The organism is Aeromonas sp. QDB39 (genome assembly GCF_027707585.1).
Taxonomy (GTDB): Bacteria; Pseudomonadota; Gammaproteobacteria; order Enterobacterales; family Aeromonadaceae; genus Aeromonas; species Aeromonas hydrophila.
Genome location: NZ_JAPCIV010000027.1, coordinates 22052 through 44082, shown reverse-complemented (window position 1 = coordinate 44082; position 22031 = coordinate 22052). Strand labels below are relative to the sequence as shown.

Genomic DNA, 22031 nt, shown 5'->3' with positions numbered 1-22031 from the left:
TCCCTACCTCGACGGCGAGTTCTGCTGATAGGTAAACACCTTGCCGATATCCTCGACGCGATAGCTGGTGAGCTGATAGACGTAGTAGTTGAGCCAGTTGGAAAACAGCAGGTGACCGTGGCTGCGCCAGCTGGCGCGCGGGGTCCGGGTCGGGTCGTTGTCCGGGTAGTAGTTGACCGGAATGACGGGCGCAAGCCCGGCCGCCAGATCCCGCTGGTATTCGCCATCCAGGGTCAGCGCATCGTATTCCGGGTGACCGGTGACGAACACCTGACGACAATCCTTGGTGGCCGCCAGATAGACCCCGGCCTCTGCCGATTCGGCAAAGATCTGCAGATCGGTGTGGGCGCGGATGAGATCCCCGTCGAACGCCGCATAGCGGGAGTGAGGCGCCACGAACTCGTCGTCGAAGCCGCGCAGCAGCGGTTCGTGCTCGTCGAGCCGGTGGTGGCGATAGACCCCGGACAGCTTCTCGCCGTGGGTCTGCTTCTCCATGCCGTACAGGGCTTTCAGCGCCGCCTGCACCGCCCAGCAGAGGAACAGGGTGGAAGTCACGTGCTGATGGGACCACTCGATGATCTCGACGATGCGCGGCCAGTAGACCACCTCCTCGAACTCCACCAGCCCGAGCGGCGCCCCCGTGATGATCATGCCGTCGTAGTTGTTGCCGCGCACCTGTTCGAAGTCGTGATAGAAGTTCTCCAGGTGCGCCTGGGGCGTGTTCTTCGACTCCCGATCATCGATGCGCAGCAGATCCACGTCCACCTGCAACGGCGAGTTGGAGAGCATCCGCATCAGCTGGATCTCGGTTTCAATCTTCTTGGGCATCAGGTTGAGGATCAACACCCGCAGCGGGCGGATGTTCTGGGTGACGGCCCTGGATTCCGTCATCACGAAGATGTTCTCCTGCCCCAGCACTTCGGCGGCGGGTAACTGATCCGGGATCTTGATCGGCATGCTTACTCCCTGTACTGCATCGGTAAATATGTCTGGACATCCAGAAGCCTATAATAAAGCACCCACCCTGTCATCAGATACCTTTTGTATTCACCCCCACCTTTGACTAGCATACGGCTCAGTGTGTCTCTCGCATCCAAGACAATGACAGGTATCAAGATTTCAGTAGACCGGCTGCAAGTCGGCAATTACGTTTCTCTGCCACTTGGCTGGCGCGAACACCCCTTCCTGTTTTCCAGCTTCAAACTCAAGAATGAAGAGGAGATCGAGCTCATTCGCCGGCTCGGTCTCAAGCTCGTTACCATCATCCCCGACAAGAGCGACGCCCCGCCCAAGCCGCTGAACCAGATCCAGCCCCAGCCGGTGGAGGCGCCGGATACCTCCCAGCGTCAGGCCGAAATGCAGCTGGAGAAAGAGCGCCGCATCGAGCAGTTGCAGCAGTATCGCCGCGATCTGCAGCAGTGCGAGAAGCAGTTCCAGCAGTCGCTGGCCCAGGTGCGCAGCGTAATGAGCAAGATCCAGTCCCGCCCCCTCAATGCCATCGGCGAGGCGCAGGAGCTGATCAACGCCATGACCGAGCAGCTGCTGTCGGTGGACGAGATGGTGCTGCACCTGGTCTCCGACAGCGAGGATGGCAACAACCTCTACTTCCACTCCCTCAACGTCAGCGTGCTCAGCATGCTGCTGGCCAAGGAGTGCAACATGTCGGCCGACGAGATCCGCCAGGTCGGCATGGGGGCCCTGTTCCACGACATCGGCAAGCTGAAGATCCCGAGCCAGATCCTGCGCAAGACCGAGCCGCTCACCAAGCCGGAGCAGAACCTGATGGCCCAGCACCCGCGCTACGGGCTGGATCTGCTCAATCTGGCCAAGGACTTCCCGGCCGAGGCGAAGGGCATAGTGCTGCATCACCACGAATACCTGGACGGCAGCGGGCCGGAGGGGCTCAAGAAGGGGCAGCTCGATCCGCTCACCCAGATCGTCTCCCTCATCAACGAGTACGATAACCTCTGCCACATGCAGGCCAAGGTGCCCTACTCGGCCCTAAGCGGCCTCTACAAGCAGCGCAAGGCCCAATTCAATCCCGAGTACCTCAGCATGCTGATCCGGCTGATGGGGATCTACCCGCCCGGCAGCGTGGTGCAGCTCTCCAACGGCCAGGTGGGGCTGGTGATGTCGGTCAACGCCTCCCGCCTGCTCTACCCCTCGGTGCTGGTGTACGATCCGCGCATCCCGCGCCAGGAGGCGGCCATCATCGACCTGCAGCAGGCCGAGCTCTCCATCGCCAAGGTGATCCATCCCAAACGGCTGCCGCCGGCGGTGTTTGAGTACCTCAACCCGCGCACCCGCATCAGCTACTACTTCGAACACACCAAGCCCTGATCGACCCGGCCACCCAGGTGGCCCCCCCAGCCCAGCCGTCAGCCCCGAGGAGCCCGCCATGCGCATCGAAATCATCAGCACCGGAGACGAGATAGTGACGGGCCTGGTGGTGGACACCAACGCCGCCTGGCTCAGCGCCCTGCTGCTGGAGCAGGGCTGGCAGGTGCGCCGCCGCGTCACCGTGGGGGACAACCTCAAGGACTTGAAGGCCGTGCTGGCAGAGAGCGCCAGCCGCGCCGAGGTGGTACTGGTGTGCGGCGGGCTCGGCCCCACCGCCGACGATCTCACCGCCCAGGCGGCGGCCGAAGCCTTCGACCAGCCGCTCACCCTGTTCCCGGACTGGCTCGCCACCATCGAAGCGCGTTACGCCAGCCGGGGCAGGCCCATGCCCGCAAGCAACGCCAAGCAGGCCTGGCTGCCGCAGGGGGGCGAGATCCTCGACAACCCGGTCGGCACCGCCTGCGGCTTTGTGGTCACCCATACAGGCCATCAGGGCCCAAGCCGGCTCTTCTTCACCCCGGGCGTGCCGTTCGAATTCAAGCAGATGGTGCGCGAGCAGATCATGCCGCGCCTCAAGGCGCTGGCCGGCGAGCAGACCGACACCGAACTGCGCCGTTTTTATACCTTCGGCGTCTCGGAGTCGGCCCTCAGCGACATGCTGGATGCCGCTCCCTGGCCCGCCGGCATCGAGCTCGGCTACCGCTCTTCCATGCCGCTCATCGAGCTGAAGCTTATTGGCCACGGTGCCAGCACGGCGGACATGGACGCCGCCGAGGCGCGGCTGCTAGCGGCGATCCAGCCCTGGCTGGCAGGACGGGGCGATGAGGAGCCGGCGCAGCAGATCCTGGATCTGCTGGGGGATAGACCGCTGACGCTGCTGGAGGGGGAGAGCCGGGGCACCCTGCTGGCCATGTGCCACCCTCATCCGGCCCTGACGGCCAGCTTCAGCCACGCCCTGGCCCACGAGCTGGTGCAGCTGGCGGCGCCCGCAGCTCCCCTCAGCCTGACCATAGGCCGCGCAGGCCCGGACGGCGTGCCGCTGCTGCTCTGTGTCGATGGGCAACTGCACGGCCAGACCCTCAAGGTCAGCCACCCGGATCCCGACAGCGGCCGCCGGATCCTCGCCTTCGCCGCCCTCGACATGCTGCGCCGCCAGCTGCAGGGGCTGCCGGTGCTCGGTGACTACTGCACCCTGGCCCGCACCGCCAGCCGCTGACAACCAGCAGCCAGCAGCCAGCAGCCAGCAGCCAGCAGCCAGCAGCCATGTTTTCACCCCTCGCGGGGCATCAATCCAGACTCTTCTTGAAGCGATGGGCGGCCAGGGTCAACACCAGCAGGGTGAACCCCGCCAGCCAGAGCACGTCTGGCAGCAGCTCGGCGAGCTCACCACCGCGCAGCACTATGCCCCTGATCAGCCGCATGAAGTGGGTGGCCGGCAACACCTCGGCAATCCACTGGGCCGGCAGCGGCATCCCCTCGTAGGGGAACATGAAGCCCGACAGCAGGATGGAGGGCAGCAGGATGAACACCGTCATCTGCATCGCCTGCAGCTGGGTCTGCGCCAGGGTGGAGATGAGCAGCCCCAGGGTCAGGCTGGCGGCAATGAACAACAGGGTCGCCAGCAGCACCTGGCTCAGGGCGCCGTTAATGGGCACGTCGAAGATGAAGTGGCCGAGCCCGAGGATGATGGCCACCTGGATCAGCCCCACCCCGATATAGGGCAGGATCTTGCCCAGCATCAGCTCCATCGAGCCGACCGGGGTGGTGATGAGCAGCTCCAGATTGCCGCGCTCCCGTTCGCGCACGATGGCCGCCGAGGTGAACATGATCATGGTCATGGTGAGGATAACCCCGAGCAGGCCGGGCACTATGTTGACCGCCGAACGGCGCGCCGGATTGAAGTAGAGCACGGTCTCGAAGGTAGGGGGGGCCGTCTTGAGGTCGGGTTTCAGATCGGCGAGCGGCATGTTGCGAAGGCCGAGCAGGGCCCCGGCGATCATGGTGTCCGAGCCATCCACCAGCCACTGGCCTGCCGTCTCGCCGGCGCTGAGCCGGCGGCTCAGATCGGCGGGCAACACCAGCACGGCGCGCACCTCGCCCCGGGTCAGCGCCGCCTCGGCCTGTTGCACCCCGACGTATTGCTGCTTGATGTGCACCACCTGGCTCGCCTTCACCGCCTCCACCAGCAGCCGGCCCGGCACGCTCTGGCTCATCTCCACCAGCCCCACCGGGATCTGGCGCACGTCGGTGTTGATGGCGTAACCGAACAGCAGCAGCTGGATCAACGGGATCATCACCACCATCCCGAAGGTCAGCCTGTCCCGTGCCAGCTGCCTGAGTTCTTTCTGGGTAATAGCCCAGAGCCGTCGCAGACTGTTCATCGACTCCCCCCCGTCGGGATCATCACCGCCACCGCACCGAAGGTCAGCCGGTCCCGAACCAGCTGTCTGAGTTCTTTCTGGGTAATAGCCCAGAGCCGTCGCAGACTGTTCATCGACTCACTCCCGTCGGGATCATCACCGCCATACCCAAGGTCGTGAGCCTGTCTCTGGCCAGTTGCCTGAGTGCTTTCTGGGTAATGGCCCAGAGCCGTTGCAGACTGTTCATGCCCTCGGCTCCTGACCGGTGCAGCTGACGAACACATCCTCCAGACTGGGTCTGACCAGCGCCAGGCTGGCCCCGGCCAACGCCGGGCAGGCCTGCTGCAACCAGGCCACCGGCTCCGCCAGCTCCTTGTCCACCAGCACCCGCAAGCGCTGGCCGAGCTGGGCGGCGGAGCGCACCGGCGCCAGCTGCACCAGCTGCTGCTTGAGCAGCCGCAGATCGGCGGCCAGCACCTCCACCACCCGGGTGCTCATGGCATCCATCAGCGCCTGCGGCGCCCCCTGGGCGCGCACCCGGCCCGCCTCCATGATGGCAAGCTGATGGCAGCGCTCCGCCTCGTCCATGTAGTGGGTGGTCACCAGTATGGTGGTGCCCCCTTCACTCAGATCGAACAGCTTCTCCCAGAAATCGCGCCGGTTCTGCGGATCCACCGCCGAGGTGGGTTCGTCCAGCAGCAGCAGCGCCGGCCGGTGGATCACCGCCGCCGCCAGCGCCAGCCGCTGCTTCTGGCCGCCGCTCATGGCGCCCGCCCGCTGCCGGGCCAGCGGCGCCAGCTCATAGGTGGCCAGCAGCTCGTGCAAGCGGGCAGCCAGCACGGCGCCGCCCATGCCGTGGATCCGGCCCATGAATTCCAGGTTCTCCCAGGCCGTCAGCTCGTCATAGAGGGAGAACTTCTGGGTCATGTAACCGATCCGCCGGCGCAGGGTCTCGGCCTCGCGCGGGATGTGCAGTCCCAGCACTTCCACCTCCCCCGCCGAGGGGGTGAGCAGGCCGGTCAGCATGCGCAGAGTGGTGGATTTGCCGCAGCCGTTGGGGCCGAGAAAACCGTGGATCTGCCCCTTGGGCACGCAGAGATCCAGCCCGTCCACCGCCAGAAAATCGCCGAAACGGCGGCTCACCCCCAGCGCCCGGATCGCCAGCTCACTCATGGCCCTCTCCCTCCGCAGCGGGTTCGGCTTGCAGCGGCAGGCCGCTCGGCAGCTCCTGCGCCCCCGCCGGCAGATCGATCTCGGCCAGATAGACCAGCCGGGCCCTGTCCTGCTCGTTGAGGGCGTAGTAGGGAGTAAAGGCGGGCTCTTTCGAGATCCAGCGCAGCCGGCCGGTGAAGGGCTCCGCCACCCCGTCCACCTGCACCCGCACCGGCTGGCCGACCCGGTAACCGGCGAGGGAGGGCTCGGGCACATAGACCCGGGCATAAGGCGCCTCGTCTGCCTGGATGGCGGCCAGCACGGCGCCGACCGCAACGCGCTCGCCGAGGTGATAGGGCAGGCTGTTGAGCCGGCCGCTGCGGGTGGCGACGATGGAGAGATCCGCCAGCTCCCGCTCGGCCAGCGCCACCTCGGCAGTGGCGGCCAGCAGGGCGGCCTGCGCTTCGTCGATATCTTCGCGCCGCACCCCGCGCGCCAGCTTGTCGAGCTGCTGGCGGGCACCGTCCTGCTCGGCCAGGGCGCTGTCGCGCTGGGCGCGGGCCTTGTCGAGATCCGCCGGACTCACCAGCTTGCGGCGTACCAGCCGGTCGATCCGCTCAAAGTTGCGCTCGCTCTCCCTGACGTTGGCCTGCGCCTTGTCGAGGCTGGCGCGGGCGGCGGCGATGTCTTCTGGCCGCTCGCCATTGGTCAGCCGGGCGAGGGCGGCCCGCGCCTGAGCCTGTTGGGCCCTGGCTCGGGCCAGCACCGCCTGCTGACGCCGGTCATCGAGCCGGGCCAGCAGGGTGCCCTCCTCCACCCGGCTGCCCTCCGCCACCGGCAGGGCGCGGATGATCTCGCCGGCGGTGGCGGTCAGCAGCACCCGGTCTCGTTCCAGGGTGCCGAGGGCCGTGGTGGATGCCTGTGGCTGGCAGGCGCTAAGCAGGCCCGTCAGGGCCAGGGGCAGCAGACAATGACGCAAGGTCGACACTCCTCTCACGGTGGCGGATCCGCCCGGGGGCACTCCCTTCACCCGCCGGACGGCAGCCGCTAGCGGCTGGCAGACGGGCTCATGGTGCCGTCAGCATACTCCCTGTTACTTTTCATTTCCTCGTCCCAGCTCACCCATTTGTGCTTAGCTCATTGACCAAAAAGGAGAAATGTCTGGATACTGCAGACCAGCACCATGTTGATGATTCGCATTTTTAACAAAATGCCGATTAACTGAAAACAAGCAGCCGTTCCAATTGGGATGCGGACGAAGGAAGGGATCCGGGTGTTAAGCAAAGAGTGGTTACTGTTGTCAGCCGATATGGAATACGCCTGCCTGCGCATCGCGCCCGGGCTGACCAACCCCATCTCGGAGAGCGATATCCAGACGCTGCTGCTGGCCTCCAACTGCCGCCGCTATCAACCGTTGACGGAGGGGATCAAGCAGGCCATCAGCCTGCTCAACATTCTGCTCAGCAACCCGACCGCCCCCCTGCCCGGCAATCCGGTACCCATCGCCCAGCGCCACGATGCCAGCGTCCTGCTGGTGGTGGAGAAGGACCGGATGAGCGCCACCGCCCAGATCACCGCCGACTGGGGCGGCAAATACCTCACCAGTGAACAGCTGGAGCAGGCGATCCAGAGCAGCGAGATCAGTCAGGGGGTGCAGGCGCCGCTCATCGCCGCCGCCGTGCTGGCCGCCAAGGAGGCGACGCCGGGCACCCTGCTCAGGCTGCCGGTGGCGCAGGGCAAGGCCGCCGTCAACGGTCAGGACACCCGCTTCGAGCGGCTGGTGGAGACCCCGGCCGAGCGCATCCTCAAGCCTCAGGAGCTGGATCACGGCCGGGTCGACATGCGCGACCTCGGCACCATCCTCACCGTCAAGGCCGGCGCCCAGCTGATGCGCCGCCACCCCGCCACCCAGGGGGTGCCCGGTTTTACCGTCACCGGCCAGGAGCTGCCCGCCAAACATGGCAAGGACAGCCCCATGGTGGCCGGCGAGGGCACCTTCCTCTCGCCGGATGACCCCGATCTGCTGCTGGCCAGCCGCCCCGGTCTGCCGCGCCAGGAGAAGAACGGCATGAAGGTGGACGACGTGCTGAGCGTCAAGCAGGTGGATATCCGCCACGGCCACGTCATCTTCGAAGGGGCGCTGATCGTGGCGGGCGACGTCACCCCCGGCATGAAGATAAAAACCAGCGGCGACGTGGTGATCGGCGGCTTCGTCGAGGGGGGCTACATCGAATCGAGCGGCACCATCACGGTGCGCAACGGCATCATAGGGCGCAAGAGCGAACAGAGTGACGAGTTCCTCTGTCACCTCAACGCCCAGGGCGAGATCCACGCCAGCTACGCCCAGTACGCCAAGCTGGAGGCCGGCGGCGACATCCACATCCTGACCCAGCTCAGCCACTGCTACAGCCGCAGCGGCCAGGATCTCAAGGTGGGTGACAGCGGCATGCGCAAGGGCCACCTGCTGGGGGGCATCAGCATCGCCAACCGCCTCATCATGGCGCCGATCCTGGGGGCCTCGGCCCACAACCAGACCCGCCTGCAGATCCTCGGCGGCTACTTCACCCACAAGGAGCAGGAGCAGGCGCTACGCCAGCGCAAGCAGGAGTGCCGGGAGCAGCTGGACAAGCTGCAGGAGCTGCTGCTCAAGCTGCTGCAGCTGCCTAGCGACAAGCGCAATCCCCAGACCCTGCAGAAGATCAAGCTGATCCGGACCCAGCGCCTCGAGGAGAGCAAGCTGCTGGATGAACAGCTGGAAGCGGCCCAGGAGGAGCTGCAGAAGCTGATGGCGGAGATGGACATCATCGCCACCCAGCACGCCTTCCCCGGGGTTGAGGTGGAGATGGCCCACCACCACTACCGGGTCGACATCGAGCACGGCCCCATCCACTTCGCCATCCGTGAAGATCAGCTGCAGCTGACCCCCTACGAACCCCACAAGTGACGCAAGAGTGACCCGTCAGTCGTGATCCGGGCGGCGAATTTCGCTACACTCGGCCTCCCATTGGCCCCATCGGGCGGGCCAGCCAGACCGCAGGATAGTGAGAGATGTACAAGCTGATCGCATTGGATATGGATGGCACCCTGTTGAACTCCCAGGGCCAGATTTCCCCCCGCACCCACGCGGCCATCGCCGCCGCCCGCGCCAAGGGCGTCACCGTCGTGCTGGCCTCGGGCCGGCCGCTGGAGGGGATGAGCCGCTATCTGGTGGAACTCGGCCTCACCGGTCAGGATGACTACGTCATCTGCTACAACGGTGCCCTGGTGCAGCAAGTGGCCGATCAGCGCATCATCCGCAGCCAGCTGCTCACCGGCAGCGATGCCAGCGCCATCGCCGCCCTGGCCGACGAGCTGGGCGTCAACGTGCACGGCTTCTCGGTAAGCCGGGGGCTCATCAGCCCCAGGGTCAGCCCCTACACCGAGCACGAATCCCGCCTCATCGACATGCCCATCAAGCTGCTGGATTTCGCCACCCTGCCCGCCGACGAGCAGATCCTCAAGGTGATGATGATCGATCCCGAGCCGCTGCTCTCCCCCGCCATCGCCAAGCTGCCGGCCGAGCTCTACCAGCGCTATACCGTGGTGCGCAGCGCCCCCTACTTCCTCGAGTTCATGAACAAACAGAGTAACAAGGGGACCGGCGTCGCCGCCCTGGCCGAGCACCTGGGGCTGGATGCCTCCCAGGTCATCGCGGTGGGGGATGCGGGCAACGATCACCACATGATCGAGTACGCCGGGCTGGGGGTGGCCATGGGCAATGCCACCGACGACATCAAGGCGCTGGCCCAGCACACCACGGGGCGCAACGATGAAGACGGGGTCGCCCAGGTGATCGAGCGTTTCATCCTGAACGCCTGACGCGACAAGGGGCCTGCGGGCCCCTTCTGCTATCCGGCCGTCAGCGCGGCATGTTTAATATATCCACCACAACAACGCCCTTCCCTCTCCCCTTCCTCGCTACAGGCCCCTTTTAATGGGACTCAAGCCAGTCGAGCGCAGAATATATTTAACATCTTGGCATCATTTCGTTTGACATATTGAACGGCCTTGGCAGACTGGGATCAGGATCCAGGCTGTCGTTGCCCAGGCTGACCGACGATTCTGGCTGTGCAACGCACCTCCGATCCCACGACCATGCCTTGAGGCATGCCCTTGCCCCGCTGACGACGGCAAGGGCCTGCCCAAGGCGCAGGACCGCTAAGGACAGCCAAGGTGAATCATGACTCGCAGCCCCCACACCCCGCGTAAACCCGTCGTACTGATGACCACGGGCTCCCAGCCCCGCAATGGCCACGCCTATCAGGTGATGACCCACAAATACATCAAGCCGCTGGTGGAGATCAGCGGTTGCGTGCCGCTGCTGGTGCCCACCTGCTGCGGCATCGAGGATCTGGCGCAGTATCTGGATCTGGCGGATGGCGTCTATCTGAGCGGCGCCGGCTCCAACATAGATCCCACCCTCTACGGCCAGGAGAACCTCACCCCGGAGAAGCAGCAAGACAGGGACAGGGATCTGTTCGATATCCCGCTGGTGCGGGCCGCCCTCGACCGCGGCCTGCCGATCCTCGGGATCTGCCGCGGCATGCAGGAGATCAACGTGGCGCTGGGGGGAGACATCCACCAGAAGGTCTACAGCGAGCCGGGTTATGACGATCATCGGGAGGATGCTGACGATCCAGTGGACGATCAATATGGCGAGAGCCATCAGGTCGAACTGGTGCCGGGCAGCTGGCTGGCGGAGCTGATGGGACAGCCGTCGATCCCGGTCAACTCGTTGCACGGCCAGGGGATCAAGACGCTGGCCAAGGGGCTGGAGCCGCTGGCCCATGCCGAAGACGGGCTGATCGAGGCGATCCACGCCCCCGCCCTCTCCCCCTTCCTGCTGGCGGTGCAGTGGCACCCGGAGTGGAAGGCGAGCGAGAACCCTCACTCCATCAAGATCTTCGAGGCCTTTGGCGACGCCTGCCGGGCCCGCCTGAGCGGCCTCTGACGCCGCGGGCTAGTCGCCGAACCCGCGCGCCTTGAGCTTGGGCAGCGCACCGCGATCCGGGCGCAGGGTTCGGCATACCTCCAGCCCCTTCAGCCCGCGCTGGATGTGATCCGGCGTGTGGCCAAACACCATGCCGTTGCTGCGATAGAGGGCGCTGTCGTCCAGCTCGAACAGCTCGCCGCCGATCAAGAGCTGCTCGCGGCCGTTGACCGTCTTGCCGCGCTTGAGCGGCAGCATCATATCGCTCAACACCTCGCCGGTGGCGCAGCCCTCGCGCCAGCGCGCCTCGTCGGCGAAGGGGGTGATGGCGATCTCGCGCCAGGAGCCATCGCGAAACTCGACCCGATACTTGTCGGCCAGCTGATCACAGCCCGTCAGCAGCCAGGCCCCGGCAATCCAGACCATCTTGTTCAGCGTGCGCACTCGTACCACTCCCTCGTCAGACCGGCGCCCAGCATAAATAAATTGCCCCCGCCCCGCACCCATTTAGCGGGTTGAAACCAACTATGCTGGAAATAACCAATGATAAGGGGCTGCTATGTTTAGCGATAACCTCGTTGCGCTACCTACCCTGCTGTGGATTGGCGAACACCCGTTCTGGACCCTGTTGACCCTGTTCTTGCTCTTCACCCATTTCTTGCGCAGCCCCGGCCGTCGGCGGGAGCTGGTGAGCGAGCTCGGCTTCGTGATGATAAGCCTGGTGGTGATCCTGCTGATCCAGTTCGAAGGGGGCTGGTTTCGTCTGCCGCTGCCCCACCGCTGGCTGGTGGAGATCTCCAGCCTGCTGGCCGGGCTGGTGCTGGTGAAGATCTGGGGGATCCTGCTGTTCCAGTTTCTGCTGCCCCTGTGCCAGATCCGCATCCCGCGCATCATCGCCGACATCGTCATCACGGTCGGCTACATCGGCTGGTGCCTGTTCCGCCTCTACGCGTCCGGCATGGCCCTCGGCGAGATCGTCACCACCTCCGCCGTCATCACCGCCGTCATCGCCTTCTCCATGCAGGACACCCTGGGCAACCTGCTGGCCGGTGTCTCGATCCAGCTCGACAACTCCATCGCCATCGGTGACTGGCTGCAGGTGGAGACCACCCAGGGCCGGGTGGTGGAGATCAACTGGCGCGCCACCACCATCGAGACCCGTAACTGGGAGACGGTGGTGATCCCCAACAGCCACCTGCTCAAGCAGCGCTTCACCGTGCTCGGACGGCGGCAGAACGCCCCCCTGCAGTGGCGCCGCTGGGTCTGGTTCGACATCACCCTGGATACCCTGCCGACCCAGATCATCGCCCTGGTGGAACAGTCCCTGCGGGAGACCCGCATCCGCCACGTCTCCGCCAGCCCGCAGCCGGACTGTCTGCTGATGAACGTGGAAAACGGCATCGCCCGCTACGCGGTGCGCTACTGGCTCACCGATCTGGCGGTGGACGATCCCACCGACTCGGCGGTGCGCACCCTGATCGATGCCGCCCTGCGCCGCAACGACCGACGCCTCACCCCGCCCATCTTCAACGTCTTCATGACCACGGATCAGGATCACAAGGATCAGCGCCACAAGCGGCATACCGCCGAGCGCACCGACACCCTGCGCCGCCTGCCGCTGTTTGCCATGCTGCAGGAGGAGGAGCTGCTGCGGCTGGCGGATCAGGTCAAGTTCGCCCCCTTCGTCAACGGCGATCGGATGCTGAGCCAGGGGGAGGTCTCCGGCTGGCTGTTCGTGCTGGTGAAGGGAGATGCCCAGATGCTGGTGGAGGTGGAAGGGCGCGAGCTGCCGCTCGGCACCCTCAATGCCGGCGACTTCTTCGGCGAGCTGAGCCTGCTCACCGGCGAGCCCAGCCCGTTCACGGTGCGGGCCCTGGGGACCGTCGAAACCTATCGCATCAATCAGGCCATGTTCCAGGAGCTGGTGGCCCAGCGTGGCTCCCTGCTAGAGCCGCTCTACAAGGTGCTGAGCGCCCGTCAGCAGGAGCAGCAGGAGCTGCTGGCACGGGAGGCGGAAGCCATGAAGCAGATCACCCCGCCACGGGATCTGCTGGACAAACTGATGGCGCTGTTTGGCGGTCGATGACGTAGCATGGCGGCTCAGGCTTTCTACCAGAGATGTACTTCATGCTGTTGACCGCACTGGCCCTGAGCGCCACCCTGCAATTTGACTGCCCCGCGACCATTGAAACCCACCAGCAGCAGCTGGGGGCCAGCCCGGGGTGGCAGGCCGTCACCCGCAACGATCAAGGGGAACAACACCAGCCCCTCAGCCACCGGCTGGACAACCTGGCCCTGTTCGACGGCGACCCCGATGAGCGAGCCCAGCTCAAGCCGGACAACGGCGACAGCGACGCGCTGCACTACTGGAGTCTGGATCCCCGCAACCCCCGCCCCTTCTACCTAGTCTGCCACTATCGGGAGACCGCCATCACCCTGCAGCAGGCGCTGCCCGTCGGCATCAGCTACTGCCGGGTCAACCAGCCCGAGCCTTACCAGCTGCGCGGGCTTATCTGCCGCAACGAGTGACCACTCCGGCATGACCCAACGATGGCTGCTGCCTGCGGTGCATGATCGGCCGACAGGGGATGCATGCCGGCTGCGAACCGGCGGGTGTTGGAGTCTGATCAGAGCAGCAGTTCGGCCAGCTCGCCCAGCGCCGTCAGCTCCACGTCCGGCAGCAGTTGCAACTGTCGCCAGGGCTGACCGTGCTCGTTAAGCCAGGCGGCCTTGAAGCCGTGCAGCCGGGCCCCCAGCACATCCGTCTGTGGATGATCCCCCACGTGCAGGATCTGGCCGGGCGCCAGCTTGAGGGCCCTCTGCGCCTCTACAAACATGTCCGCTGCCGGCTTCATCCTGCTGCCGAGGCCAGCCTTGCAGACCAGGGTGAAGTAATCCGCGAGGCCAGCCCGGGTCAGATCCAGATTGCCGTTGGTGATGACCACCAGCGGGTAGTGCTCGGCCAGCCGGGCCAGCAGGGCGTGGGTTTCGCCGCTCACCTCGATCTTCGAGCGCTCGGCCAGAAAGCCGGCGAACACCGACGCTGCCTCACGCTCTGCCAACCCTTGCGTCATGCCACCTGCCATCAGCGCGGCCTGAATGCCGTGCCGGCGCGCCAGACTGACGTCGTGGCGCAGTGCCGGTTGTTCCAGCAGCAGGTTGTGCTTGAGCGCCTGCCAGCGCGGCTTGTCCAGCATGGCGGTGGCCAGGTATTCGCTGCGCAGGTGGCTCAGCATCCACTGCTCGGCCCGTTCGATGGCCGGGCCGTTGTCATAGAGGGTATCGTCGAGGTCAAACGAGATGGCGGCCACCGGCTGCCAGCGGCGATAGAACTGCATGGTATCTCCTCTTGTCGAGGCCGGGCGTGCCCGGCCCTCCTCATTCGTCGTCCGGAGCCGCGGGATCCCGCTTCGCCCGCGGGTGAGCGCTGTCATACACCTTGGCCAGGTGCTGGAAGTCGAGGTGGGTGTAGATCTGGGTGGTGGAGAGATCGGCGTGACCCAGCAGCTCCTGCACCGCCCGCAGATCGCCGGAGGACTCCAGCATGTGGGTGGCAAAGCTGTGGCGCAGCTTGTGGGGATGGACGTGGGCGTTGAGCGCCTGCTTGTTGCCCCAACCGTCGAGCCGCTCCTGCACCGAGCGGGCCGACAGCCGCTGCTTGCGCTTGGAGACGAACAGCGCCTCCAGCTCGTCGCCGGCCAGCAGGGGGCGCAGCTTGAGCCATTTGTGCAGCCACTCCACCGCCATCCGCCCCACCGGCAGCACCCGCTCCCGCGAGCCCTTGCCGGTCACCCTGAGCTGGCGCTCGTCGAGCTTCACATCCGCCAGATTGAGCCCCACCAGCTCGGCGAGGCGCAGGCCGGAGGAGTACATCAGCTCCATGATGGCGCGATCCCGCACCGCCAGCGGATCCTGCTCGTCGGTGATGTTGAGCAGTTGGTACATCTCGTCCACATCCAGGTTCTTGGGCAGCGGCCGCCCCTGTTTGGGGGTGACGATACCACGGGCCGGATTGGCGGTGAGCCGCCCCTGCCGCACCTGCCAGTCGCAGAAACTGCGCAGGGCGGAGACCTTGGTGGCCAGCGAACGGGGCGCCAGCCCCGCCTTGTGCATCCGGGTCACCAGACTGCGTACCTGACTCGCCTCGAGCCGGGCCCAGTCGTCGACCCCGAGCTTCACCAGCTCGGCGGTCATGGCTTCCAGATGGGCCTGGTAGTTGCTGCGGGTGTGCGGGCTGAGCTGGCGCTCGACCCGCAGGTATTCGATGAAGGCCGCCAGCTCGTCGGCCAATGCAGCCGGCAGGGGCTCGGCGGCTGGCGGCGCCTTGGCGGGGGATCTGGCCGGCGTCTTAGCCACGCGCCAGCTCGGGCAGACGCAACTGCAGCAGGCGGCCGAGCTGGCCCAGCAGCAGGGTGTCGTTGTGGGGGGTAAAGTGGCTAGGATCCGAGCTGGCGAAGGCCAGCACGCCGAGATCGCCGAGCCGCATCAGGGCCACCGAGTTGACCAGCACGTCATGGCCGAACAGCGCCTGCTTCTCGCTCTGGTTGAGCCGGCCGAAGTAGTAATCCTGACCCGGCAGGCGCTGGCCAAGCAGCTGCTCGAGCTGTCTGCCCTCCGCCATGAACTTCTGCTCGGGACCGCTCAACTGGAATTTTTTCGGGCTGAGCCAGAGCCGCAGGCCGGTCAGCCGCAGCCGCTGCACGAACGCCTTGCCCATCACGGCGCTCACCTCGAACAGGCTCTGACAGCCGTACAGCTCGCCGTAGAGATCGGCATAGACCCGGAAGATCCGCTCGTTCTCGCTGGCGATCCCCATCAGCTCGGTGATCTCCTGCTCCAGCTGCTCGATGCGCTCGCGCTGTCTGTCCAGCTGGCGCTCCACCAGCGAGACGGTGCCCTTGCGTTCGTGAGGAATGCGGATCCGGTCCAGCATGGCCGCGTGGCGCTGGAAAAACTCGGGATAACGGGCCAGGTACTCCAGCACTGTGGCTTCATCCACCAGTGGTTCCTGCCGTTTGAGTTCGCTCATAACTTGGTTGGTCCATCCGAAAAAGGGGCACAAGGCCCCGACATTAGCGCTTGGCAGAGCGGGGGCCTCCCCGCCCGTGCCTATAACTCTATCTGACCGTCAAATACGTGCTCGGCCGGCCCGGTCATGTAGACCGGCTGACCCGGCCCCTTCCAGGCGATGGTCAGCTTGCCCCCCGGCAGGGTGACGGTGACCCGCTCCTTGAGCTTGCCCTGGCTGATCCCCACCACCACGGCGGCGCAGGCACCGGTCCCGCAGGCCAGGGTCTCGCCCACCCCGCGTTCGAACACCCGCAGCTTGATCTCGCTGGCGTTCACCATCTCCATGAAGCCGACGTTGACCCGCTCGGGAAAGCGCTCGTGTCGCTCCATGATGGGACCCAGGGTCGCCACCGGCGCATCGGCCACCGAGGGCACCTCGATGACGCAGTGAGGATTGCCCATGGAGACGGCCCCGCACATCACAGTATGCTCCTGGGCCCGCAGCAGGTAGGTTTTTTCCGCCTTCTGGGCCCGGAACGGGATCTTGCCTGGCTCGAACTGGGGCACCCCCATGTTGACCGTGACCTGGTTCTCCCCTTCCAGCTGCAGCACGATGCGGCCGCGCGCCGTGCTGACCGCGATGCGATCCCGGTTGATCAGCCCCTTGAGGCGCACGAAACGGGCGAAACAGCGGGCACCGTTGCCGCACTGCTCCACCTCGCTGCCATCGGCATTGAAGATCCGGTAGTGAAAGTCGAGCTCGGGATCATAGGGCGGCTCCACCAGCAGCAGCTGGTCGAAGCCGATGCCGAAGTGGCGATCCGCCAGCTTCTTGATGACCTCATTGCTGAAAAACACCTTCTGGGTGACGCCATCCACCACCATGAAGTCGTTCCCCAGCCCGTGCATCTTGGAAAAATCTATCAACATCGTGCGTTCCTGTACCCTTGTTCACGCTCTCACCTGGAGGAACGCTTAGAGAAATCCATTAACAATCAGGGCAGTAAATGCTCACCGCGCCAGAGATCGGCCAACTGCTCGCGCTCTCTGATGAGGAACGACTGCGCTCCGTCCACCAGCACTTCGGCGGCGCGGGGACGGGTGTTGTAGTTGGAGGACATGGTAAAGCCATAGGCACCGGCGGAACGCACCGCCAGCAGGGAGCCCTCGGCGATCGCCAGGGTGCGCTCCTTGCCGAGGAAGTCACCGGTCTCGCAGACCGGGCCCACCACGTCGTACAACGCCGGCTCGTGGGCCGTGCGGCTGTCCACCTCGATGATGTTCATCCAGGCGCCGTAGAGCGAAGGACGCAGCAGATCGTTCATGCCGGCATCGATCAGCGCGAAGTTGCGGGTCTCGCCCGGCTTGAGGTACTCGACCCGGGTCAGCAGTACGCCGGCGTTGGCGACGATGGCGCGGCCCGGTTCGAACAACAGGGTCAGATCCCGGCCCGCCAGCTTCTGCTTGAGCGCCTCGGCATATTCGCTGGGATGAGGCGGCTGCTCGGCGCCGTAATTGACCCCCAGGCCCCCGCCCACGTCCAGGTGGTGAATGTGGATGCCTTCCGCCGCCAGGCCGTCGATCAGCCGCAGCAGCTTGTCGGCCGCCTCCATGAACGGATTGAGTTCAGTGAGTTGCGAGCCGATATGGCAATCCACCCCGACGATCTCGATGTTGGCCATGGCCGCCGCCTTGCGGTAGATGGCGGGCGCCTGCTCGATGGGAATGCCGAACTTGTTCTGCTTGAGGCCGGTAGAGATGTAGGGATGAGTACCGGCGTCGATGTCCGGGTTGACCCGCACCGACACCCGGGCCTTCTTGCCCATGCCGCCCGCCACCCGGTTCAGACGCTCCAGCTCGGCTTCCGACTCCAGGTTGAAACAGAGGATCTCTTTATCCAGCGCGAGGCGCATCTCGGCCTCGCTCTTGGCCACCCCGGAGAAGACCACCTTGGCCGGATCGCCGCCCGCCGCCAGCACCCGCGACAGCTCGCCGCCGGAGACGATGTCAAAGCCTGAACCCAGCCGGGCCAGCAGGTTGAGCAGCGCCAGGTTGGAGTTGGCCTTGACCGCATAACAGATAAGATGGGGGATGTCGCCCGCCGCCTTGTCGAAGGCGTGCCAGTGGCGTTCAAGGGTGGCGCGGGAGTAGACGTACAGCGGGGTGCCGTACTGCTCGGCAAGTTGTTGCAGCGAGGAGTGTTCGGCCTGAAGCTGACCGTCGGCGTCGTAGTTAAAGTGATCCAAGGGGGCGGTTCCTTCCTAAATTATTGCGGCGCGGCCTCTGGGGCTGCCTCGGCGGTCGCAGGCGTCTGTGCTTGCGGTGTACTCTGGGTCTGGGGCTGCTCGGGGGGCGGCATGTAGAGCGGTCCCGTCAGGCCACACGCGGCCAAACCAAGAGACAGAAGAGTGGCAAGCAGACACTTGGTAAGCTGGGTAATCATAATGGTTCGCTGCGAAAAAATTTTTGGCCCTCTATAATCGCACTCACATTGTTAAAAGCAACAGGATAAACCGATGAAGGATCACGAGTATCACGCCCTGACCGACGCCTTTTTCCAATATGTGGAGGACACCGTCGACGCAGGATATCCGGATATTGACTGTGAGCGTGCCGGCGGGGTCTTGACCCTGTCGTTCGAGAACAAGACCAAGGTCATCATCAACAAGCAGGAACCCCTGCACCAGATCTGGGTCGCCACCCGCGAGAACGGCTTCCACTTCGAGCTGCAAGGAGAAACCTGGATCGACAACCGCTTCGGTCACGAGCTCAAGACGCTGCTGAGCAAGGCCTGCACCACCCAGGCGGGCGAACCCGTCCAGTTCCCATGATGGTGCAGCCCGCCATGATCGATCTGCATCCTGAAGGCGCCCGTCACGCGGTGATCTGGCTGCACGGGCTGGGAGATTCCGGCGCCGGTCTCGCCCCGCTGGTGGATGCGCTGGCGCTGCCCGCCGACCTGCCGCTGCGTCATCTGCTGCCCGATGCGCCGGAGCGCGCCATCACCATCAACATGGGCTACAAGATGCACGGCTGGTACGACATCAAGAGCTTCGACAACCCGGCAGATCGCGCCGTGGAATCCCACGTCAGGGAGTCCGCCGCCCGCATCGCCACGCTGATCGAACAACTGGTGGCGGAGGGCTTCGCCCCCGAGCGCATCGTGCTGGCCGGCTTCTCCCAGGGGGGCGTGATTGCCTCCTTCACCGCCCTGCGCCTGCCGCAGCAACTGGCGGGCCTGCTCTGCATGTCCACCTACCTGGCGGCGCCCGACGCCCTGCTCGGCGAGATGAGCGAGGCTGCCCGCAGCCTGCCCATCTGCTACATGCACGGCATCTATGACGACGTGGTGAGCCTCTCCATGGGCTGGGACGCCAAAAACCGGCTGGAGGCGGCCGGGCTCTCCCCCGAGTGGCACGAGTACCCGATGCGCCACGAGATCTGCCGCCCGCAGCTCGACGACATCCGTCAGTGGCTGCTGGCCCGCCTCACGGGCTGAGCCAACCGTGGATAGCCAAACGGCCTGCAGATGCAGGCCGTTTTCATTCGATATGAGCGATGATCCTGTGCAGCAGGGGGCCCAGACCAGGGCGCTTGCGCGCACGCCGGACCGGCCCCTGCCCTACCCCGCGCCTGCGGCGGAGCCGAGCTCGCGCCCCTGACCACCGTCGCGCAGCTGACCCTGGCTGCGGTAGGGGATCACTTCCAGCTCGCCATTGATCTGCACTATCTCGTAGTACTGGGGCAGGTTGAAGTTGCTGAACTGGCCCGCGTCGCTGAAGCGCTCGTGGCTGGAGGTATAGAAGCGGTTCACCCCCTGCACCAGCTCATCCTTGTTGCCGGCGAAGTGCTGGTAGATCTCCACCCGGTTCGCCTCGTCCAGGATATAGATGTTGGTGCCCGCATCCCGAGTATCGAAGAAGAACTGCACCAGCCCCTCACTGGCGTAGGCGTCGACGATGCCGGGCAGATGCTGGCTGTGGGTCTTGTCGAGTCGTAGCGGCAGGTGATCCAGCTTGTTGTGGGAGATGTGGCGATAGAAGTCGACCGCGTTCTCCAGCTTCTTGACCGACACCCCGCGCCGCTCGAAGAAGATGCCGTACTTCTCCTTGCCGAGTGCCAGCGTCTTGACCAGCTGCTGCTTGTCGCGGGCCAGACGCAGCTCGATGCATTCGGCCACCAGCTGCTGGAAGCGGGTACGCACCAGGGAGCGGAAGTGCTGGCTGTAGCAGAACACCTCGATCATCTCGGGGGCGGCGGCATCCTGGTGCATCTTGCCGAGGATGGTGGTGAGAGCGTCCACCACCGCCTCGTCCCCCTGGAAGTGCAGGGTACGGATCTCGCTCCAGGAGTTGCGATAGACCAGGTCCACCGAGCCCACCAGACACTCCTGGTTACGGCCGAACGAGAAGACGTCGGCGGCGTTGGCGTCGAATTCTATCACCTGGCCCACCCAGTGGCTGGTCGGGTCCGTCTCCAGGTTGAGGAAGATGGAGAGCTGGCGAATTTCGCACGGCCGGCTGAGGGCCAGGTTGGTGGCACGGGGATACTTGACCGGGAAGGTGCCGGACAGATCACGACAGAACTGGTGCAGGTTGTCGATGTGCAGATCCGAGCCCTGGTTGAACAGGTGCACCCGGGACTGGGGCGTCAGCAGGCCGTTGAAGTAGGCCCACGACACCAGCTTGCTGATGTAGCCGTTATATTCGAGCGGCGCCCGGCCGATGATGTCTGCCGGCTCCAGCGAATGTTTGTAGAGATACCAGCCGGCACGGTTCAAGCGGCCGTGCGGCACCTGCACGAAGCTGAGATCCGGCTCGCTCAAGTCCGGCGCGATCTTGAGGTTGATGCGCTGTACCTTGCCCGGCAGGCTCTCGAACGCGGCATAGAGCTTGCGCGACAGGATACCGATGTCTTCCGGGTTGATGGACTCGCTGATGTTGTTGCGCCGGGCGAACTGGATCAGGTTGCGGTAGCTCTGCATCAGGGCTTCCAGCAACTCGGCGTGAGCCACCTTGACGTCCTCGACCTTCCACTCCTGGCGGTGATCCAGATGGTGCAACCGCTCCTGACTCCAGCCCCAGTAGGAGACCAGCTGGGTCATCTGCTCGCGGCGCCAGGCTGGGGAATGCTCCTCCTTCGGGTGGCTGAGACCGTCACACACCTTCAGATAGAAGCAGCGGCGCACCAGATCGAGCCGCTGCATGTCGCCGATGGACTTGAGGTAGTTGGTCACCTTGTCCAGCATCAGGCAGTAGTTGTCGAGCCGGTAGTGCATCCCCTCGTTGTGCTGGAACCAGTCGCGGCTGGTCACCGACAACAGACGGGTGTTGGGATACTCGTGGGAGTAGGCCTCCATCAATACCGACTTGAGCACCGCCTTGTAGGGGGAGTCGATACCCTTGTAGAGCTGCCAGAGGGCGGAGCCGAAGTACTCCTCGGCCGGAATGCGGTTGAAGCCACCGAGATCGAGCCAGTCATCCTGGCTCAGCTTGCCGTGGGCGAACAGGCCGTTGACGTAATCGTCGTAGTGATCGTCATACTCGCTGGGCACCAGATACCAGAGCAGCCGCTTGCCGGCGATCAGCATGGCGCTGCGGTAGAACTCGTCGAGCAGCAACAGGTGCTGGGCGCTGCCGCAGCTCTCACCCTGCATCTGGGCATCGTTGCGCTGGCGGAACTTGTCCTCGGGGATCAGGAAGAAGTTGAGATCGACCCCCCGCTGCTCAGCCCACTTGGAGAGTTGCTGGCACTTGAGATCCAGCAGCTCGAGCCGCTCCTGCGACAAACCGGCCACGTGGCAGACCCAGATGTCGAGATCCGAGTGGCAGCACTGACCGATGGACGAGGTGCTGCCCATGGAGTAGAGCCCCTGGATCGACTTGTCATGGGTGGTGAGGCCGTTCAGGCAGTTGGCATTCTGGCACAGGTCCTCGATGAAGGCCTGCTGTGCGTCATTGGCGGTAAAACTCCAGATGCCGTGCGGCACATCCCCCGCCACATAACCGGGCAACAGGGGGTGATTGAAGTGCAGCATGACGGGTAGCAGCTGAAAAACCTGCTGCCCGTAGCGACTCATGAGACCTAGCGCCCGTTGCGTCTTGAGACGATTGAGTTCGTCGTAGCGCGCCACCAGCGTGTCGAGTTTTACCAGCAATGCCCTGCCTATACCGAGGTAAGAAATGACGCACCAAAACGGG

The 22031-nt window shown here is 64.9% G+C and carries 21 protein-coding genes; 9 read left to right on the top strand and 12 right to left on the bottom strand.

Features of this window, described 5'->3' with window-relative positions; genetic code table 11:
• Nucleotides 1-3: 3 nt before the first annotated feature.
• The gene (gene metA / locus PG899_RS16370; protein ID WP_017408885.1) at nt 4-957 is read right to left on the bottom strand and encodes a homoserine O-acetyltransferase MetA; all 954 of its coding nucleotides are present in this window, start codon (nt 955-957) and stop codon (nt 4-6) included.
• Between the two features lie 144 nt (nt 958-1101).
• Here metA and PG899_RS16365 point away from each other — a divergent pair, with 144 nt between their 5' ends.
• Together PG899_RS16365 and PG899_RS16360 are read left to right on the top strand one after the other, a co-directional pair.
• On the top strand, nt 1102-2340 hold the full coding sequence (locus PG899_RS16365; protein ID WP_270697503.1) for an HD-GYP domain-containing protein: 1239 nt from the start codon (nt 1102-1104) through the stop codon (nt 2338-2340).
• Nucleotides 2341-2398: 58 nt separating this feature from the next.
• Nucleotides 2399-3556, top strand: a complete 1158-nt coding sequence (locus PG899_RS16360; protein WP_270697502.1) for a competence/damage-inducible protein A — start codon at nt 2399-2401, stop codon at nt 3554-3556.
• A 70-nt stretch (nt 3557-3626) separates the two neighbouring features.
• Here the strand turns inward: PG899_RS16360 and PG899_RS16355 are convergent, their stop codons facing one another.
• The 3 genes from PG899_RS16355 to PG899_RS16345 form a co-directional block, all read right to left on the bottom strand.
• Entirely contained in the window at nt 3627-4721 is a 1095-nt protein-coding gene (locus PG899_RS16355) for an ABC transporter permease (protein WP_016349262.1), read from the bottom strand.
• Nucleotides 4722-4943: 222 nt separating this feature from the next.
• Nucleotides 4944-5873, bottom strand: a complete 930-nt coding sequence (locus PG899_RS16350) for an ABC transporter ATP-binding protein (protein ID WP_041217707.1) — start codon at nt 5871-5873, stop codon at nt 4944-4946.
• Nucleotides 5866-6840 (bottom strand): HlyD family secretion protein, encoded by a 975-nt coding sequence (locus PG899_RS16345; RefSeq protein WP_270697509.1) that lies wholly within the window; start codon nt 6838-6840, stop codon nt 5866-5868. Before PG899_RS16345 ends, PG899_RS16350 begins: the two co-directional genes overlap by 8 nt.
• A 285-nt stretch (nt 6841-7125) precedes the next feature.
• Here PG899_RS16345 and PG899_RS16340 point away from each other — a divergent pair, with 285 nt between their 5' ends.
• From PG899_RS16340 to PG899_RS16330, 3 genes are all read left to right on the top strand, one after another.
• Nucleotides 7126-8796 (top strand): DUF342 domain-containing protein, encoded by a 1671-nt coding sequence (locus PG899_RS16340; RefSeq protein WP_333563648.1) that lies wholly within the window; start codon nt 7126-7128, stop codon nt 8794-8796.
• A gap of 104 nt (nt 8797-8900) precedes the next feature.
• A complete protein-coding gene (gene yidA, locus PG899_RS16335; protein WP_011704455.1) occupies nt 8901-9710 on the top strand; it encodes a sugar-phosphatase in 810 nt (269 codons plus the stop codon).
• 361 nt (nt 9711-10071) lie between these two features.
• Nucleotides 10072-10842, top strand: a complete 771-nt coding sequence (locus PG899_RS16330; RefSeq protein ID WP_270697501.1) for a gamma-glutamyl-gamma-aminobutyrate hydrolase family protein — start codon at nt 10072-10074, stop codon at nt 10840-10842.
• Between the two features lie 9 nt (nt 10843-10851).
• On the opposite strand, the gene PG899_RS16325 is transcribed toward PG899_RS16330, so the two are convergent.
• The gene (locus PG899_RS16325) at nt 10852-11247 is read right to left on the bottom strand and encodes a hypothetical protein (protein WP_161772480.1); all 396 of its coding nucleotides are present in this window, start codon (nt 11245-11247) and stop codon (nt 10852-10854) included.
• A gap of 133 nt (nt 11248-11380) precedes the next feature.
• On the opposite strand from PG899_RS16325, the gene PG899_RS16320 reads away from it, so the two are divergent.
• Together PG899_RS16320 and PG899_RS16315 are read left to right on the top strand one after the other, a co-directional pair.
• A complete protein-coding gene (locus PG899_RS16320) occupies nt 11381-12907 on the top strand; it encodes a mechanosensitive ion channel family protein (RefSeq protein WP_011704452.1) in 1527 nt (508 codons plus the stop codon).
• 41 nt (nt 12908-12948) lie between these two features.
• Nucleotides 12949-13350, top strand: coding sequence for an STY0301 family protein (locus PG899_RS16315; RefSeq protein ID WP_270697500.1), 402 nt, complete (start codon nt 12949-12951; stop codon nt 13348-13350).
• 98 nt (nt 13351-13448) lie between these two features.
• Here PG899_RS16315 and PG899_RS16310 read toward each other — a convergent pair whose 3' ends face one another.
• The 6 genes from PG899_RS16310 to lptM all read right to left on the bottom strand — a co-directional run bounded on the left by PG899_RS16310 (nt 13449) and on the right by lptM (nt 18274).
• Nucleotides 13449-14159 (bottom strand): HAD-IA family hydrolase, encoded by a 711-nt coding sequence (locus PG899_RS16310; protein WP_270697499.1) that lies wholly within the window; start codon nt 14157-14159, stop codon nt 13449-13451.
• A 40-nt stretch (nt 14160-14199) separates the two neighbouring features.
• Nucleotides 14200-15177, bottom strand: a complete 978-nt coding sequence (xerC, locus tag PG899_RS16305) for a tyrosine recombinase XerC (protein WP_270697498.1) — start codon at nt 15175-15177, stop codon at nt 14200-14202.
• Nucleotides 15170-15850 carry a DUF484 family protein gene (locus tag PG899_RS16300; protein WP_016349251.1) on the bottom strand — a complete coding sequence of 227 codons (681 nt, stop codon included), beginning with the start codon at nt 15848-15850 and terminating at the stop codon, nt 15170-15172. Before PG899_RS16300 ends, xerC begins: the two co-directional genes overlap by 8 nt.
• A gap of 80 nt (nt 15851-15930) precedes the next feature.
• Nucleotides 15931-16761: a diaminopimelate epimerase gene (gene dapF, locus PG899_RS16295; RefSeq protein ID WP_011704447.1), complete on the bottom strand. Its 831-nt coding sequence runs from the start codon at nt 16759-16761 to the stop codon at nt 15931-15933.
• Nucleotides 16762-16826: 65 nt separating this feature from the next.
• Complete coding sequence (gene lysA, locus PG899_RS16290; protein WP_270697497.1) at nt 16827-18077, bottom strand: diaminopimelate decarboxylase; 1251 nt, start codon at nt 18075-18077, stop codon at nt 16827-16829.
• 20 nt (nt 18078-18097) lie between these two features.
• Nucleotides 18098-18274 carry an LPS translocon maturation chaperone LptM gene (lptM, locus tag PG899_RS16285; protein ID WP_017408874.1) on the bottom strand — a complete coding sequence of 59 codons (177 nt, stop codon included), beginning with the start codon at nt 18272-18274 and terminating at the stop codon, nt 18098-18100.
• 73 nt (nt 18275-18347) lie between these two features.
• Here lptM and cyaY point away from each other — a divergent pair, with 73 nt between their 5' ends.
• Nucleotides 18348-18662 carry an iron donor protein CyaY gene (gene cyaY, locus PG899_RS16280; protein WP_043125653.1) on the top strand — a complete coding sequence of 105 codons (315 nt, stop codon included), beginning with the start codon at nt 18348-18350 and terminating at the stop codon, nt 18660-18662.
• Between the two features lie 14 nt (nt 18663-18676).
• Nucleotides 18677-19330 carry an alpha/beta hydrolase gene (locus PG899_RS16275; RefSeq protein WP_270697496.1) on the top strand — a complete coding sequence of 218 codons (654 nt, stop codon included), beginning with the start codon at nt 18677-18679 and terminating at the stop codon, nt 19328-19330.
• Between the two features lie 123 nt (nt 19331-19453).
• On the opposite strand, the gene PG899_RS16270 is transcribed toward PG899_RS16275, so the two are convergent.
• Entirely contained in the window at nt 19454-21988 is a 2535-nt protein-coding gene (locus tag PG899_RS16270; RefSeq protein ID WP_011704443.1) for a class I adenylate cyclase, read from the bottom strand.
• Between the last annotated feature and the right edge of the window lie 43 nt (nt 21989-22031).

What these genes read in the sequence shown, in the direction of transcription:
- PG899_RS16320 (WP_011704452.1), top strand. Translation starts at nt 11,381, where the DNA reads ATGTTTAGCGATAACCTCGTTGCGCTACCTACCCTGCTGTGGATTGGC.
- PG899_RS16355 (WP_016349262.1), bottom strand. Translation starts at nt 4,721, where the DNA reads ATGAACAGTCTGCGACGGCTCTGGGCTATTACCCAGAAAGAACTCAGG.
- PG899_RS16310 (WP_270697499.1), bottom strand. Translation starts at nt 14,159, where the DNA reads ATGCAGTTCTATCGCCGCTGGCAGCCGGTGGCCGCCATCTCGTTTGAC.
- lptM (WP_017408874.1), bottom strand. Translation starts at nt 18,274, where the DNA reads ATGATTACCCAGCTTACCAAGTGTCTGCTTGCCACTCTTCTGTCTCTT.
- PG899_RS16300 (WP_016349251.1), bottom strand. Translation starts at nt 15,850, where the DNA reads ATGAGCGAACTCAAACGGCAGGAACCACTGGTGGATGAAGCCACAGTG.
- PG899_RS16315 (WP_270697500.1), top strand. Translation starts at nt 12,949, where the DNA reads ATGCTGTTGACCGCACTGGCCCTGAGCGCCACCCTGCAATTTGACTGC.
- PG899_RS16350 (WP_041217707.1), bottom strand. Translation starts at nt 5,873, where the DNA reads ATGAGTGAGCTGGCGATCCGGGCGCTGGGGGTGAGCCGCCGTTTCGGC.
- yidA (WP_011704455.1), top strand. Translation starts at nt 8,901, where the DNA reads ATGTACAAGCTGATCGCATTGGATATGGATGGCACCCTGTTGAACTCC.
- cyaY (WP_043125653.1), top strand. Translation starts at nt 18,348, where the DNA reads ATGAAGGATCACGAGTATCACGCCCTGACCGACGCCTTTTTCCAATAT.
- PG899_RS16275 (WP_270697496.1), top strand. Translation starts at nt 18,677, where the DNA reads ATGATCGATCTGCATCCTGAAGGCGCCCGTCACGCGGTGATCTGGCTG.
- PG899_RS16360 (WP_270697502.1), top strand. Translation starts at nt 2,399, where the DNA reads ATGCGCATCGAAATCATCAGCACCGGAGACGAGATAGTGACGGGCCTG.
- PG899_RS16330 (WP_270697501.1), top strand. Translation starts at nt 10,072, where the DNA reads ATGACTCGCAGCCCCCACACCCCGCGTAAACCCGTCGTACTGATGACC.
- PG899_RS16365 (WP_270697503.1), top strand. Translation starts at nt 1,102, where the DNA reads ATGACAGGTATCAAGATTTCAGTAGACCGGCTGCAAGTCGGCAATTAC.
- metA (WP_017408885.1), bottom strand. Translation starts at nt 957, where the DNA reads ATGCCGATCAAGATCCCGGATCAGTTACCCGCCGCCGAAGTGCTGGGG.
- dapF (WP_011704447.1), bottom strand. Translation starts at nt 16,761, where the DNA reads ATGTTGATAGATTTTTCCAAGATGCACGGGCTGGGGAACGACTTCATG.
- PG899_RS16325 (WP_161772480.1), bottom strand. Translation starts at nt 11,247, where the DNA reads ATGGTCTGGATTGCCGGGGCCTGGCTGCTGACGGGCTGTGATCAGCTG.